We start from the raw sequence: 14,172 nt of genomic DNA on the forward strand, positions 1-14,172 counted from the left end.
GCGTTGCTCCTCGAAGCTCTAGGTGTGGCTCTGGGTGTGCCACCGCCTCCCCACCTTTCCAGGCGAGGAGGCGGCCGTCAGGCTGATGCGTGCGAGGTGAACCCGTGCGTGTGACCGGTCGCGGCTACGCCAGGTCCCGCTTGGCCGCGATCTTCGACGACAGGCTGTAGATGTCGATGAAGCCCTTGGCCGCCGACTGGTCGAAGGTGTCGCCGGTGTCGTAGGTGGCGAGGTTGAAGTCGTACAGGGACTCCGTCGAGCGCCGGCCGGTGACGACGGCACGGCCGCCGTGCAGGGTCATCCGGATGTCGCCCGTGACGTGCTGGTTGGCCTCGTTGATGAAACCGTCCAGGGCGCGCTTGAGCGGGGAGAACCACTGGCCGTCGTAGACCAGTTCGCCCCAGCGCTGCTCGACCTGCCGCTTGTAGCGGGCGAGTTCGCGCTCGACGGTGACGTTCTCCAGCTCCTGGTGGGCGGTGATCAGGGCGATGGCGCCCGGGGCCTCGTACACCTCGCGGGACTTGATGCCGACGAGGCGGTCCTCGACCATGTCGATCCGGCCGATGCCCTGGGCGCCGGCGCGCTCGTTCAGCTGCTGGATGGCCTGGAGGACGGTGACGGGCTTGCCGTCGATGGCGACCGGGACGCCCTCCTTGAAGCTGATGACCACCTCGTCGGCCTCGCGCGGGACGGCCGGGTTGGAGGTGTACTCGTAGATGTCCTCGATCGGGGCGTTCCAGATGTCCTCCAGGAAGCCCGTCTCGACCGCGCGTCCGAAGACGTTCTGGTCGATGGAGTACGGGGACTTCTTGGTGGTGGCGATCGGGAGCTGCTTCTCCTCGCAGAAGGCGATCGCCTTGTCCCGGGTCATGGCGTAGTCACGGACCGGGGCGATGCACTTGAGGCCGGGGGCGAGGGCGACGATGCCGGCCTCGAAGCGGACCTGGTCGTTGCCCTTGCCGGTGCATCCGTGGGCGACCGTGGTGGCGCCGTGCTTCTCGGCGGCGGCCACGAGGTGCTTGACGATCGTCGGCCGGGACAGCGCGGAGACCAGCGGGTAGCGGTCCATGTAGAGGGCGTTGGCCTTGATCGCCGGAAGGCAGTACTCGTCGGCGAACTCGTCCCTGGCGTCCGCGACCTCGGCCTCGACGGCGCCGCACGCGAGGGCGCGCTTGCGGATGACGTCCAGGTCCTCGCCGCCCTGGCCGACGTCGACCGCAACGGCGATGACCTCGGCGCCCGTCTCCTCGGCGATCCAGCCGATGGCGACGGAGGTGTCCAGACCGCCTGAGTAGGCGAGTACGACGCGCTCGGTCACGGGTTTCTCCTCACAGTGCATTCGCTGACATGCATGAGTATGCAGAACTCTGCATGATTCGTCAATCTCCTCCGGGGCTGAACGCGCGCAACCGCTTTCTCGTACTCCTCGGACGAACGCAGGCGCCGCGTTCGTCCGACGACGACACTCCCGACCCGAGTGAGGCATTCGCATGTCCAGGGCTCTTCCGAAGTACAACAAGCGTCGTGTGGCGGTCATCGGCGGCGCCGCCGCCGTGGTGCTGTCCGGCGCGGTGATCGCCGGCTCCGCCCTCGCCGGCACCCCCGCCAAGAGCGACGGCGCGACCGGTGCCCGCACCCTGGCGAGCCCCGGGACGATCACCTGCCCGGACGTCGCCTCCAAGCTGCCCGCCGTCCCCGCCTCCGCGAAGGCCGAGGTCGACCGGAACCTCACCCTCCTCCAGACCCAGATCAAGGAGGCCAGCACCCGGCTGGCCGACACGGTCGGCCAGGGCGGACCGAACTTCGTCGACAACGCGATCCTCGGCCCGCTGAAGGACAAGCGCGTGGCCACCGTCAACCGCATCGCCACGGCCATCGGGCGTACGGCGGCCAAGCCGGCCGGGCTGGACGCGCTGGCGCCCTGCACCCTGAACGCGGGCGGCGGCGGGGCGTCCACCGGCACCGCCCCGAGCGCTCCCGCCACCCAGCAGTCGGGCGCCGGCACGGCGGGCGGAGGCGGCACGGCGGCGGGCGGAGGCGGCACGGCCGGCGGGAACACCGGGGCCGGGACGATCACCTGCCCGGACGTCGCCTCCAAGCTGCCCGCCGTCCCCGCCTCCGCGAAGGCCGAGGTCGACCGGAATCTCGCCCTCCTCCAGACCCAGATCAAGGAGGCCAGCACCCGGCTGGCCGACACGGTCGGCCAGGGCGGACCGAACTTCGTCGACAACGCGATCCTCGGCCCGCTGAAGGACAAGCGCGCCTCGACCATCGACCGCATCGCCATCGCCATCGGCCGCACCTCCGCCAAGCCGACGGGGCTGGACTCACTGGCCGCCTGCACCCTCACCCAGTGAGGTGACAGGCAGCCGTGGCCGCCCCGTGGGAAGCGCCGGCCGGGGCGGCCACGGCGAACTCCCCGCGCCGGATCCGGCAATTACTTAGACAGCCGAAGAACTTCCGCCGATACTCGGCAGACATGGGAAAGACCTATGAGCACATAGACGGCAGGCTGCGCACGTTCATCGAGGAGCAGCCCCTCTTCTTCACCGCGACCGCCCCGCTCTCCGGTGACGGCACGGTCAACCTCTCCCCCAAGGGCCTCAAGGGCTCCTTCGCCGTGCTCGACGAACTCACCGTGGCCTACCTGGACTTCGCCGGGTCCACCGCCGAGACCGTCGCGCACCTCAGGGAGAACGGGCGGATCACGCTGATGTGGTGCGCCTTCCAGGGCCCGCCGAACATCGTGCGCGTGCACGGCCGGGGCGAGCCGGTCTTCCGTGACGACCCGCGTTTCCCGGAACTGCTCGCCCACTTCCCGGACATCGACCCGAGCCTCCACGGGCTCCGCGCGGTCATCGTCGTCCGCGCCGAACTGGTCCGGGACAGCTGCGGATACGCCGTCCCCCACATGGCGTACGAGGAGGACCGCGACCTGCACGGCAGGCGCTTCGCCCGCGAGGACGACGCCTCGCTGAGCGCGTACTTCGAGAAGAAGGAGCACATCGCCACTAGCCTGGACGGCCTCCCCGGGCTGCCGTTGCCGCTGCCGCCCTCTACCGTCTGAGCCATGCGCCCCGGTGTGGTCCTCGCCCTCGTCTCCGCCTCCGCCCTCGCCCTGCTCGGCGCCGCGCCCGGCCGCGGCCCGGTGCCGCTGCCCGCGGGGATGGCGGACACGGGCGGCGGCCGCCAGCTGATCGTCGCCCAGGCCCCGGACACCAAGGCCACGACGGGCACGGTCAGCTGGTGGGACCTGCGGGACGGCCGGTGGGTCCGGGCCGGCTGGGCACCGGCCCGGTTCGGAGCGGGCGGGCTGGTGGACGGCGGCGCCCGCGAGCAGGGCACGAACACGACACCGACCGGGCTGTACGGCCTCCCCTTCGGCTTCGGGATCAAGGCCGCGCCGGCCGGCACACGGGTCACGTACCGCCCGGTCCGGGAGAGCTCCTGGTGGTGTCAGGACAACGACTCCCGCTCCTACAACCGCTGGGTCGACCCGCTCCCCGCCGACTGCCGCGCCGCCGAGGCCGAGCACCTGATCGACTACGGCACCCAGTACGCGTACGGCCTCGTCATCGCCTTCAACTACGACCGGCCCGTGCGGGGACGCGGAGCCGGGATCTTCCTGCACGTCAACGGCCGGGCGGCGACCGCCGGTTGCGTGTCCGTGCCACAGGACGCCATGCGCCGGATCCTCACCTGGGCCGACCCCGCGGCCAAGCCGCACATCGCCATCGGCACGGAGAGCGGGGCGACGGCGGTCGGCCGCTACTGAAGCGCGTGGTGACGGGCCCGTCAGGGCGTCACGGGCAGACGCACCGTGAACGTCGTCGCGCCGGGCCGGCTCTCCAGTTCCACGGTTCCCCCGTGCGCCTCCGCCACCGCCGCCACGATCGACAGGCCCAGGCCCGCTCCCCCGCCGGGGGCATCGGCTCGGCGGCGGTGTTCCGCCCGGGTGAAGCGTTCGAAGACGGTGGGCCGGACGTCCTCGGGGACGCCGGGGCCGTCGTCGTGGACCGCGAGGGCGGCCTCGGCGGCACCGGCCTCCAGGGTGATCGTCACCTTCGTGCCGGCCGGTGTGTGCAGACGCGCGTTGGCCAGCAGGTTGGCGAGCGCCTGGTGGAGGCGGTGGGCGTCGCCCGGCACCGTCACCGGTTCCTCCGGCAGGTCCAGGGTCCAGCGGTGGGCGGGGCCCGCGGCGCGGGCGTCCGTCACCGCGTCCAGGACCAGGCGGGTCAGGTCCACCGGCCGGCGTTCCAGCGGGCGGCCCGCGTCCAGGCGGGCGAGCAGGAGCAGGTCGTCGACCATCTCGCCCATGCGGGCGGACTCGGCCGTGATGCGGTCCAGGGCGCGGGTGACCTCCGGTGGCACCGGGCCCGGGTGCAGGAGGGCCAGTTCGGCGTGGCCGCGGACCGAGGCGACCGGGGTGCGCAGTTCGTGGCTGGCGTCGGCGGCGAAGCGCCGTAGCCGCTCCTCCACGGCGTGCCGCTTGGTGAGCGCGTCCTCCACGTGGCCCAGCATGCGGTTGAAGGCCGTGGCCACCTGGCCGACCTCGCCGTGCGGGTCGGTGTCCGGGGCCCGGGGCGGCAGCGCGACCTCGCCGCTGGCCAGCGGGAGCTCGCTGACCCGGGTGGCGGTGGCGGCGACCCGGCTGAGCGGCCGGAGCGACCAGCGGACCCAGCACGCTCCGGCCACGCCCGTGACGACCAGGGCGAGGCCGAAGACGACGCCGGCCACCAGTTCCAGCCGGTGGACCGTGGCCTGGACCGGCTCCAGGGGGAGGCCGACGAGCAGCACGTCGCCGTCCCGGCCGGGGGTGGCGATGACCCGGTAGTCGTCCAGGGAGGTCAGTTCGACGGTGTGGGGCCTGCCGTCGGCCGGTACCCGGGCCAGCCGGCCGGCGTCCCGCGCGGTCAGGTCCACGTTCAGGTCGGCGGCGGGGTCGCCGGAGCGGATGAGCCCCTTGTGGGTGACGGTGCCGTTCAGCAGCCGGGCGCCGAAGGTGCCGGTGGCCATGCGGCGGGTGTCGGCGTGCTCGTCGCCGTCGTGGTCGTCGGGCAGCCGGCCTTCGTGCTCCAGGCTCTCCGGGAAGCGGGTTCCGACCTGGGCGAGCTGTTCGTCCAGGCGCTGGGTGAGGAAGCCGTTCAGTTCCACGACCGCGGCCAGGCCGACGGCCGCGCAGCTCACCGCGAGCAGCGTCACCAGCCCGACGGTGAGCCGGGCCCGGAGGGTGCGGGGGCGCAGAGTGCGGGGGCGCGGCCGGGTCACCTGGTCACCGGCTTCAGGACGTAGCCGGCGCCGCGCACGGTGTGGATCATGGGGTCGCGGCCCGCGTCGACCTTCTTGCGCAGGTAGGAGATGTACAGCTCGACGACATGGGCCCGGCCGCCGAAGTCGTAGGACCAGACCCGGTCGAGGATCTGCGCCTTGCTGAGCACGCGGCGCGGGTTGCGCATGAGGAAGCGGAGGAGTTCGAACTCGGTCGGCGAGAGGTCGATCAGCTCCCCGGCCCGGGTCACCTCGCGGGCGTCCTCGTCCATCACCAGGTCCCCGACGACCAGCCGCGGGCCCTCCTCCTGCGTGCGGGCCATGCCGGCCCGGCGCAGCAGGCCGCGCAGCCGGGCGACGACCTCCTCCAGGCTGAAGGGCTTGGTGACGTAGTCGTCGCCGCCCGCGGTGATCCCGGCGATACGGTCCTCGACCGCGTCCCGCGCCGTCAGGAAGAGCACGCACACATCGGGTTTCACCTCGTGCAGGCGGCGCAGCACCGCGAAGCCGTCGGTGTCCGGGAGCATCACGTCCAGGACGACGGCGTCGGGCATCAGCTCGCGGGCGGCGGCGAGGGCGGCGGCGCCGTCGCCGGCCGCGCGCACCTCCCAGCGCTCGTAGCGCAGGGCTCCGGTGAGCACCTCCGCGAGGTCGGGATCGTCGTCGACGACGAGGACGCGCAGCGGGGTGCCGTCGGGGCGGGTGAGTGCGGGGCGGCCGGAGCGGGTGGTGTTCATCGCGCCTTCCAGCATCGCCGGTCCCCGGCGCTCCGGGCGCCCCGGCCTCCTCTGAGTTTCCTGTGAGTCCGCCCCGGCGGGGCCCCGCTCAGAGCTGTCTCAGAGCTTCGCCCCGCACAGTGGCCTGGCCGACGGACGAAAGGACGGCGACATCAGATGACCACCGTGGATGCGCGACGGGCGGCCCCGGCCCCGCCGCTGCCCGTGACCGCACGGCGCTCCCCCGCCGGGCCCGTGCTGGCCCTGCTGTGGGCGGGGGCGGCGGCCGTACTGGCGCTCTGGTGGGCGGACACCGGGTCCGTGGTCGGGGCGGCCGGTTGGCTGACCGGGGCCGGGCGGATCGCCGGGCTGCTGTGCGGGTACGCCTGCGCGGTGCTGGTCGGGCTGATGGCGCGGGTGCCGCTGCTGGAGCGGCGCATCGGCTCGGACCGGGTGGCGCGCTGGCACGCGCTGGCCGGCCGGTACACCGTCTGCCTGCTGCTCGCGCACGTGGTGCTGATCCTCGCCGGGTACGCCGCCCAGGACCGGGCCTCCCTCTGGCACGAGGCGGTGACCGTCGTCCTCGACTACCCGGAGATGCTGAAGGCCACCGCCGGCACGCTGATCCTCCTCGCGGTCGGTGTCACCTCGGCGCGGGCCGTGCGCCGCCGGACGAGCCACGAGTTCTGGTACTACGTCCACCTGCTGACGTACGCGGCCGTGTTCCTCGCCTTCGGGCACCAGCTCGCCCTCGGCGAGGAGTTCAACGGCGAGCCGGTCGCGACCGCCGCCTGGTACGCGCTGTACCTGGGCGTGGCGGCCCTGGTGCTGTGGTTCCGGATCCTCGCCCCGGTACGGCTCAACCTGCGCCACCGCCTGCGGGTCGACTCGGTGCACCAGGAGGCGCCGGGTGTGTACTCGGTCGTCGTACGGGGGCGGAACCTGGACGAGCTGGGGGTGCGGCCGGGCGAGTTCTTCCGCTGGCGGTTCCTCGCCGAGGGGATGCGCCGGACGTCGACGCCGTACTCCCTGTCGGCGCCGCCGCGCCCGGACCTGCTGCGCATCACGGTCAAGGCGCTCGGCGACCACAGCGCGGCCGTGGCCCTGCTGCGCCCCGGCACCCGGGTGTGGGCGGAGGGCCCGTACGGCGCCCTGACCGCCGGCCGGGCCGCCGGGCGGCACACCCTGCTGATCGCGGCCGGCGTCGGCGTCACGCCGCTGCGGGCGCTGTTCGAGACGCTGCCCGGCGAGGTCACCCTGCTGTACCGGGCGCGCTCGGCCGAGGACCTGGCGCTGGGCGGCGAGCTGGAGGCGATCGCCCGCTGGCGCGGCGGGCGGGTGCTGTACGCGCTCAACGGCCCGGGCGGGGAGCGCCCGGCCCTGACGGCGGAGTCGTTGCGCGCCACCTTCCCCGGCCTCGCCCGCGACTACGACGTCTTCCTCTGCGGGCCGCACGGCTTCGCCCAGGACGTGTACCGGGCGCTGCGGGCGGCCGGGGTGGCGGACCGCCGCATCCACCACGAGTCGTTCGAGCTGTGAGCCGCAGAGAGACCCGCACGGAGACCGAGAAGGGCCAGACATGCACGCGTTGAACAAGAACCGTCCCCTGCGCCGGATCGTGCTGGCGAGTGCCGCCACCGTCTCCGGGATGGTGCTGCTGCTGGCGCTGAAGCCGCACACGGCGCCCACGGTGGCGACGGCGAGCACCAGGTCCCCCGCCGCGTCGAGCAGTCCTGCGCCCGGCTCGGCCGCCGGGACCAGGACGGCCACCGGGGACACCGTGCAGACCCGCTGGGGCCCGGTCCAGGTACGCGTCACCGTGCGGAACGGCAGGCTCACCGACGTGACGGCCGTCAGCTACCCGCAGGAGAACCCACGCGACCAGGAGATCAACAGCTACGCCCTGCCCGAGCTGCGGCGCGAGGCGCTGGCGGCGCAGAGCGCCCAGATCGACACGGTGTCGGGAGCCACGTACACCAGTGACGGTTACCGGCAGTCACTCCAGTCCGCGCTGGACTCGGCGGGGCTCTGAACACTCCCGCCCTGCGGCACGTATCTGTGGGCCATGGGTCAAGTCCCCACGGAGGAACCGTGACCACCACGCTCGCAGGCGGACGTGCCGCCCGCCGACAGACGATGCGCCGCATCCGCCCGCGCCGCTCCCCGGCCGTACCGCTGCTGCTCGCCGTCTGGGCGGGCGCGGCGGCCGTGCTGTGGCTCTGGTGGCACAACACCCCCTCCATCGCCGACGACACCGGCCGGATCCTGGGCGCGGGCCGGATCACCGGTCTGCTGGCCGGCTACCTCATGGCGCTGGTCGTGCTCCAGATGGCGCGCGTCCCGGCGCTGGAGCGGCGGGTCGGTTCCGACCGGGTGGCCCGCTGGCACGCGATGAGCGGCCGGTACACGCTGTGCCTGATCGTCGCCCACGTCTTCCTCGTCATGTGGGGATACGCGCGCCAGGCCGGCAGGTCCCTCGGCGACATCGTCCAGCAGACCGTCGACTCCGTCGACCAGCTGCCGGACATGGGCAAGGCGGCCATCGGCACGGGCCTGTTCGTGGTCATCGGGCTGACGTCGATCGGCCCGGTCCGCCGCCGGCTGCCGTACGACACCTGGTACCACGTCCACCTGCTGACCTACGCGGCGGTGTTCCTGACGTTCTGGCACCAGATCACCACCGGCAACGACTTCGCGGTGGAACCCGCCGCCAGGACCTTCTGGTACGGCCTGTACGGCGTGGTCACCGCGCTGGTGGTCTGGTACCGGATCCTCACCCCGATCCGGCTGAACCTCCGGCACCGCATGTATGTGGAAGCGGTGATCGAGGAGACGCCGGGCATCGTGTCGGTGCTGATCGGCGGGCGGAAGCTGCACCGGATGGGCGCGGAGGCGGGCCAGTTCTTCCGCTGGCGGTTCCTCGCCCCCGGGATGCGGTTCAGCTCGCACCCGTACTCCCTCTCGGCCGCCCCACGCCCCGGCATGCTGCGGATCACGGTGAAGGCGATCGGCGACCACAGCGCCCGGCTGCGCGAGCTGGCGCCCGGGACGAAGGTGTGGGCGGAGGGCCCGTACGGCGCGCTCACCGCGCAGCGCCGCAGCCGTGGCAAGGTGCTGCTGGTCGCGGGCGGGGTGGGCATCACGCCGATGCGGGCGCTGTTCGAGACGCTGCCCGGTGCGGCCGGTGACATCACGCTCCTGTACCGGGCGAACACCACCCAGGACCTGGCGCTGTGGGACGAGCTGGCGGCCATCGCCGAGGAGCGCGGGGCCCGGCTGATGTACGCGGTGAACAGCCCGGAGGGCGAGCGGCCGGACATCTCCGCGGAGAACCTCCGGCGGAAGATGCCGGACATCGACCGGCACGACGTCTTCATGTGCGGTCCGCCCGGCTTCGCGCAGTCGGTGTACGAGGCACTGCGCGAGGCGGGGGTGCCCGCCCGCCGTATCCACCACGAGTCGTTCGAGATGTGAGCGGAGCTGCGAACCGATGAGGAAGAGCCACCCCGTGCGGCGGGTCGTGCTGGCCACCGCCGCCACCGTGTCCGGTGTCGTGCTGCTGCTGTCGCTGAAGCCGGCGTCGGATCCGGCCGCCGCGTCGGCTGCGGGCGCGGCCCCGCAGGCGACGGCGGCCGGGCAGGAGTCGCCGCAGGGCGGAGCGGGCGGCGCGGCCCCGGCCGGCTCCGGCACAGTGACCGGTGACGCGGCACAGACGCAGTACGGGGCCGTGCAGGTACGGCTGACCGTCAGCGGCGGGAAGATCACCAAGGCCGAGGCGGTACAGGCCCCCAAGGGCGGCCTCAGCGACCAGAAGACGCAGCTCGCCGTCCCCAGGCTCAACCAGGAAGCCGTGGCGGCGGGAACGGCGGACATCGACGCCGTCTCCGGGGCGACGTACACGAGCGAGGGCTACAGGAAGTCGTTGCAGTCCGCGCTGGACAAGATCAAGCCGGCGTCGCCGGGTACCTCCGGTGCGGCCGGCGCGGCGCGGGCGCGGACCGTCACCGGGAAGGCCGTGCGGACCCAGTACGGGCCGGTCCAGGTCCGGATCACGGTCAGCGGCGGGAAGATCACCGAGGCCGAGGCGGTACAGGCCCCCAAGGGCGGCCTCAGCGACCAGAAGACGCAGCTCGCCGTCCCCAGGCTCAACCAGGAAGCCGTGGCGGCGGGAACGGCGGACATCGACGCCGTCTCGGGAGCCACCTACACCAGCACCGGCTACCGGCAGTCCCTCCAGTCGGCCCTGGACCAGGCCGGTGGCTGACACGGTGGCAGAGCCGGCGAAGGCACCCGCCGCGGTGCGTCACGCGGAGGAGGTCATGGGGACGGTCTTCTCCTTCGACGTCCGCGGCGGGGATCCGGAGGTGGTACGGGCGGCGCTCGCCGAGGCCGTCGCCGGGCTGCACCGGGCGGACGCGCTCTTCAGCACCTACCGCGAGGACAGCGAGGTGTCACGGCTGGCCCGGGGGGAGCTCGACGCCTCGGGGTGCGCTCCCGAGGTGGCCGAGGTGCTGGAGCTGGCGACCGAGGCGGAGCGGGTGAGCGAGGGGTGGTTCAGCACGCGTTACCGGGGCCCGCTGGACCCCACCGGCATCGTCAAGGGCTGGGCGGCCGAGCGGGCGGCGCGGATGCTGGCCGCGGTGGCCGGGGTGCGGGGGGTGAGCGTCAACGGGGGCGGGGACGTGCAGTTGCTGGGCGCGCCGGAGCCGCAGCGTCCCTGGCGGGTGGGGGTGGCCGATCCGCTCCGGCCCGGCGGGCTGGCGGCGGTCGTCTCGGCGGCGGGCACGCAGGAGCTGGCGGTGGCGACGTCCGGCACGGCGGAGCGGGGGGCGCACATCGTCGATCCGCGCACCGGTCGGTCGGCGGTGACGGACCTGGTGGCGGTGACGGTGGTGGGGCCGCGCCTGACGTTCGTCGACTGCTGGGCCACGGCCGCGTTCGCGATGGGTTCGCGGGCCGCACTGGCCTGGCTGGAGTCCCTGCCGGACGTGGAGGCCCTGCTGATCACCGCCGGTGACGAGGTGCGGTGCACCGGGGGGCTGGCGGCGCGGCTGGGCTGAGAGCAGCCGGCTCCCGGGTCACGCGGCTTCCGGTCCACCGGACGGGAGTTCACGCGGCTCCCGGTTCACCCTCCGGAAATTTCTTCCTCCGTGACGCCATCCGACTTCCGCCCTGGGACGTATCCCCTGTGAGGCAAGTTCCAGGAGGAAACGACATGGCCATCTTCAGCAGTCTGCTGCCCGCGATGCGGGACCGCGACAGGGACGACAGCTCGCGGCATGGTCACGACCACGACCATGACCACGACCACGACCACGGCGACCGCCGCGACCACGACGAGCGCCACGGCCACGGCGACCGCCACGGCCACGACAACTACTGATCGCGTACGACGCTGAGCGGACCGGAGGCCCAAGGACCCGGTCCGCTCGGCCGATGCCCGAGGAACGCGACGAGGGACGCATGCCATGGCGCATGTCCTGCGACGACTGCTCCCGGCGGGCGAGACCTCCGATGCCGTGGTGGCGGCCGCGCCCCCGGTGCCCCCGCGCGAGGTGTTCCGGCGGTTCTGGCCGTACACCCGCGGCGGCCGGCGCTGGCTCGTGCCCGTCGTCCTGTTCAGCCTGACCGGTCCCGCCGTCGACGCCGCGGAGCTGTGGCTCTTCAAGATCCTGGTGGACGACGTGCTCGTCCCCCGGGACCTGCGCCCCTTCGTGTGGATCGCGCCGGCCTTCCTGGGCCTGGTCCTGTGCTCCGGCGTCCTCGGCTTCGCCGACGACGTGACGTCCACCTGGGTCGGCGAGCGCTTCCTGCTCGCCCTGCGCTCCGACGTGTTCCGGCACGTCCAGGGGCTGTCGCTCGGCTTCTTCGAGCGGCGCAGGCTCGGGGACGTGCTGTCCCGGGTCACGGGCGACGTCGACGCGGTGGAGACGTTCCTGCTCTCGGGCGTGGCGGACGCCCTCTACTACGTCGTCCGCCTCGCCGTCTTCCTCGGCCTGCTGCTCTACCTGCGCTGGGACCTGACCGTGCTCGCCCTCGTCATCGTGCCCCTGTTCTGGGGCGCCGCCCGGCACTTCTCGCGGCTGCTCAAGGAGGCGTCGCGGGAGCGCAGGCGCCGCAGCGGTTCGCTCAGCGCGATCGCCGAGGAGTCGCTGGGCAACGTCGTCCTGGTGCAGGCGTACAACCGGCAGGGCTGGGAGGCGCACCGGTTCGAACGGGAGAACCTGGGCCGGTTCCGGGCGGCGATGGCCTCGGCGCGGATCCGTGCCGTGTACGGACCCGTCGTGGAGGTCATCGAGGTGGCCGGCGGTCTCGCGGTGATGGGCCTGGGCACCTGGAAGCTGGCCCAGGGGCAGCTCACGCTCGGCGGACTGCTGGTCTTCCTCGCGCTGATCGGCAAGCTGTACGGCCCGGTCCGCGGCCTGTCCCGCCTCGGCACCACCTTCTACGCGGCCTCCGCCTCGGCGGAACGGATCATCGAGCTGCTGGACCAGCGGCCCCAGGTGACCGAGGCCCCGGACGCCCGGCGGACCGGCCGCGCCCGGGGGGACGTGGAGTTCGACGGGGTGTGGTTCCGCTATCCGGGCGGCTCGTCCTGGGCGCTGTCGGACGTGTCCTTCCACGTGGCGCCCGGGGAGACGCTGGCGCTGGTCGGGGACAGCGGGGCGGGCAAGTCGACGATCGCCAGGCTCCAGCTGCGCTTCTACGACCCCGACCGCGGCGCGGTCCGCCTCGACGGGACCGATCTGCGCCGGCTCAGCCTGTCCGCCGTGCGGGACAGCGTGGCGGTGGTGCTCCAGGAGACGCTCGTCTTCCACGGCACCGTGCGGGACAACATCGCCTACGGGCGGCCGGGCGCCACGGACGCGGACATCGTCGAGGCGGCGCGGGCGGCGGACGCCCACGCGTTCATCGAACTGCTCCCGGAGGGCTACGACACGCTGGTCGGCCAGCGCGGCCGGACCCTCTCCGGCGGACAGTGCCAGCGCCTGGCGATCGCCCGCGCGATGATCCGGGACGCGCCCGTCCTGCTCCTGGACGAACCGACGGCCGGGCTCGACGTCCGGTCCGGCCGGCGGATCATGGACCCGCTGCGCCGGCTCATGGCCGGGCGCACGACCGTCGTCATCTCCCACAACCTGCTGACCGTCCGCGACGCCACGCGCATCCTGGTGCTCGACCGCGGCCGGATCATCGAGCACGGCACCCACGACGACCTGCTCGGGCACGACGGCACCTACGCCCGGCTGCACCGGCTGCACACGGGAGCGGTGCGGTCATGAGCGTCCCCGCCGGGGCGGACGCCCCGCCCCTGGCCCCCGGCACGCGGCCGGTGCCGGGCTACCGGGTGCTGGCGGGGCTCACACGCACCGGCTGGCTCGACGTGTACGACGCCTGGAGCGAGGAACGGCACTGCCGGTGCGTGCTCAAGACCGTGCGCCCCGACCGACGGGACGAACGGCGGCTGGGTGAGCGGCTGCTGCGCGAGGGACGGTGGCTGCGGGACTTCACCCACCCCCATCTGGTCCGCGCCTACGACGTCTTCACCGAGCCCGAGCCGCTCGTCGTCCTGGAGACGCTGACCGGTGAGACGCTGTCCCACCTGCTGCACCGGCTGCGGCGCCGGCCGTCCGCGGCCGACGTGGCGCTCCTCGGGGCGCAGCTGTGCTCCGCCGTCCACTACCTGCACGGCCGGGGCCTGCTGCACCTGGACCTCAAGCCGTCGAACGTGGTGGTGGACCGCGGTCTCGCGAAGGTGCTGGACCTGAGCGTCGCCCGGCCTGCGGGGCCCGCCCCGGCGGGGCTCGGCACCTGCTGCTACCGCGCCCCGGAGCAGGCCCGCGGCGGGATGCTCACGGCCGCCGCCGATGTTTGGGGCATCGGCGTCACCCTGTACGAGGTCGCGTGCGGTGACCTGCCCTTCGAGTGCCGCACGGCCGGCGGGACGGCGTCCGGGCCCCGCCCCGGGGACGAGACGGACGACGGGACCGGCACCGGTGGCCCGGCCGGCCGGTGGCCGCGGCTGGAGCGCGGGGCGCCGCCGGTCGCGTCCCGGCGGCGCCTGCCGGCCCCTGTCGCCGCCGCCGTCGACGGCTGTCTGCGCGCCGATCCGGCGGCGCGGCCCACTGTCGCCGCGCTGGCCGCCGCACTGGAGGCGGCGCTGCCCGTCCCGCCCCGCGGCGGCTGA

General features: G+C 73.5%; 14 protein-coding genes. 11 read left to right on the top strand and 3 right to left on the bottom strand.

The genetic code is table 11. The features are described 5' to 3' along the window. Window positions 1-124 precede the first annotated feature (124 nt). Complete coding sequence (locus tag ACH4LD_RS13200; protein ID WP_398055834.1) at window positions 125-1,318, bottom strand: argininosuccinate synthase; 1,194 nt, start codon at window positions 1,316-1,318, stop codon at window positions 125-127. Between the two features lie 172 nt (window positions 1,319-1,490). On the opposite strand from ACH4LD_RS13200, the gene ACH4LD_RS13205 reads away from it, so the two are divergent. The 3 genes from ACH4LD_RS13205 (at window position 1,491) to ACH4LD_RS13215 (ending at window position 3,775) form a co-directional block, all read left to right on the top strand. Beyond that, window positions 1,491-2,357 carry a hypothetical protein gene (locus ACH4LD_RS13205; protein ID WP_398055833.1) on the top strand — a complete coding sequence of 289 codons (867 nt, stop codon included), beginning with the start codon at window positions 1,491-1,493 and terminating at the stop codon, window positions 2,355-2,357. A gap of 122 nt (window positions 2,358-2,479) precedes the next feature. Then, the gene (locus ACH4LD_RS13210; RefSeq protein ID WP_132786513.1) at window positions 2,480-3,067 is read left to right on the top strand and encodes a pyridoxamine 5'-phosphate oxidase family protein; all 588 of its coding nucleotides are present in this window, start codon (window positions 2,480-2,482) and stop codon (window positions 3,065-3,067) included. A gap of 3 nt (window positions 3,068-3,070) precedes the next feature. Next, window positions 3,071-3,775 (top strand): L,D-transpeptidase, encoded by a 705-nt coding sequence (locus tag ACH4LD_RS13215; RefSeq protein WP_398055832.1) that lies wholly within the window; start codon window positions 3,071-3,073, stop codon window positions 3,773-3,775. Between the two features lie 20 nt (window positions 3,776-3,795). Here the strand turns inward: ACH4LD_RS13215 and ACH4LD_RS13220 are convergent, their stop codons facing one another. Together ACH4LD_RS13220 and ACH4LD_RS13225 are read right to left on the bottom strand one after the other, a co-directional pair. Beyond that, on the bottom strand, window positions 3,796-5,268 hold the full coding sequence (locus ACH4LD_RS13220) for an ATP-binding protein (RefSeq protein WP_398055831.1): 1,473 nt from the start codon (window positions 5,266-5,268) through the stop codon (window positions 3,796-3,798). Next, a complete protein-coding gene (locus tag ACH4LD_RS13225) occupies window positions 5,265-6,005 on the bottom strand; it encodes a response regulator transcription factor (RefSeq protein ID WP_398055830.1) in 741 nt (246 codons plus the stop codon). Before ACH4LD_RS13225 ends, ACH4LD_RS13220 begins: the two co-directional genes overlap by 4 nt. 156 nt (window positions 6,006-6,161) lie before the next feature. Between ACH4LD_RS13225 and ACH4LD_RS13230 the strand changes: the two genes are divergently transcribed. The 8 genes from ACH4LD_RS13230 (at window position 6,162) to ACH4LD_RS13265 (ending at window position 14,172) form a co-directional block, all read left to right on the top strand. After that, window positions 6,162-7,523: a ferric reductase-like transmembrane domain-containing protein gene (locus tag ACH4LD_RS13230; RefSeq protein ID WP_398055829.1), complete on the top strand. Its 1,362-nt coding sequence runs from the start codon at window positions 6,162-6,164 to the stop codon at window positions 7,521-7,523. A 40-nt stretch (window positions 7,524-7,563) separates the two neighbouring features. Next, a complete protein-coding gene (locus ACH4LD_RS13235; RefSeq protein ID WP_398055828.1) occupies window positions 7,564-8,016 on the top strand; it encodes an FMN-binding protein in 453 nt (150 codons plus the stop codon). Window positions 8,017-8,075: 59 nt separating this feature from the next. Beyond that, entirely contained in the window at window positions 8,076-9,458 is a 1,383-nt protein-coding gene (locus ACH4LD_RS13240; protein WP_398055827.1) for a ferric reductase-like transmembrane domain-containing protein, read from the top strand. 16 nt (window positions 9,459-9,474) lie between these two features. Further along, entirely contained in the window at window positions 9,475-10,248 is a 774-nt protein-coding gene (locus ACH4LD_RS13245; RefSeq protein ID WP_398055826.1) for an FMN-binding protein, read from the top strand. Window positions 10,249-10,252: 4 nt separating this feature from the next. Continuing rightward, on the top strand, window positions 10,253-11,044 hold the full coding sequence (locus ACH4LD_RS13250; protein WP_398055966.1) for an FAD:protein FMN transferase: 792 nt from the start codon (window positions 10,253-10,255) through the stop codon (window positions 11,042-11,044). A 155-nt stretch (window positions 11,045-11,199) separates the two neighbouring features. Beyond that, window positions 11,200-11,367, top strand: coding sequence for a hypothetical protein (locus ACH4LD_RS13255; RefSeq protein ID WP_398055825.1), 168 nt, complete (start codon window positions 11,200-11,202; stop codon window positions 11,365-11,367). 85 nt (window positions 11,368-11,452) lie between these two features. Beyond that, entirely contained in the window at window positions 11,453-13,267 is a 1,815-nt protein-coding gene (locus ACH4LD_RS13260) for an ABC transporter ATP-binding protein (protein ID WP_398055824.1), read from the top strand. Then, window positions 13,264-14,172 (top strand): serine/threonine-protein kinase, encoded by a 909-nt coding sequence (locus ACH4LD_RS13265; protein ID WP_398055823.1) that lies wholly within the window; start codon window positions 13,264-13,266, stop codon window positions 14,170-14,172. Before ACH4LD_RS13260 ends, ACH4LD_RS13265 begins: the two co-directional genes overlap by 4 nt.

It is taken from the genome of Streptomyces sp. NPDC017676 (assembly GCF_044329325.1).
GTDB lineage: Bacteria > Actinomycetota > Actinomycetes > Streptomycetales > Streptomycetaceae > Streptomyces.

Coding starts and splice junctions, on each gene's coding strand:
- ACH4LD_RS13205 (WP_398055833.1), top strand. CDS start 1,491: ATGTCCAGGGCTCTTCCGAAGTACAACAAGCGTCGTGTGGCGGTCATC.
- ACH4LD_RS13210 (WP_132786513.1), top strand. CDS start 2,480: ATGGGAAAGACCTATGAGCACATAGACGGCAGGCTGCGCACGTTCATC.
- ACH4LD_RS13215 (WP_398055832.1), top strand. CDS start 3,071: ATGCGCCCCGGTGTGGTCCTCGCCCTCGTCTCCGCCTCCGCCCTCGCC.
- ACH4LD_RS13225 (WP_398055830.1), bottom strand. CDS start 6,005: ATGAACACCACCCGCTCCGGCCGCCCCGCACTCACCCGCCCCGACGGC.
- ACH4LD_RS13230 (WP_398055829.1), top strand. CDS start 6,162: ATGACCACCGTGGATGCGCGACGGGCGGCCCCGGCCCCGCCGCTGCCC.
- ACH4LD_RS13235 (WP_398055828.1), top strand. CDS start 7,564: ATGCACGCGTTGAACAAGAACCGTCCCCTGCGCCGGATCGTGCTGGCG.
- ACH4LD_RS13245 (WP_398055826.1), top strand. CDS start 9,475: ATGAGGAAGAGCCACCCCGTGCGGCGGGTCGTGCTGGCCACCGCCGCC.
- ACH4LD_RS13255 (WP_398055825.1), top strand. CDS start 11,200: ATGGCCATCTTCAGCAGTCTGCTGCCCGCGATGCGGGACCGCGACAGG.
- ACH4LD_RS13260 (WP_398055824.1), top strand. CDS start 11,453: ATGGCGCATGTCCTGCGACGACTGCTCCCGGCGGGCGAGACCTCCGAT.
- ACH4LD_RS13265 (WP_398055823.1), top strand. CDS start 13,264: ATGAGCGTCCCCGCCGGGGCGGACGCCCCGCCCCTGGCCCCCGGCACG.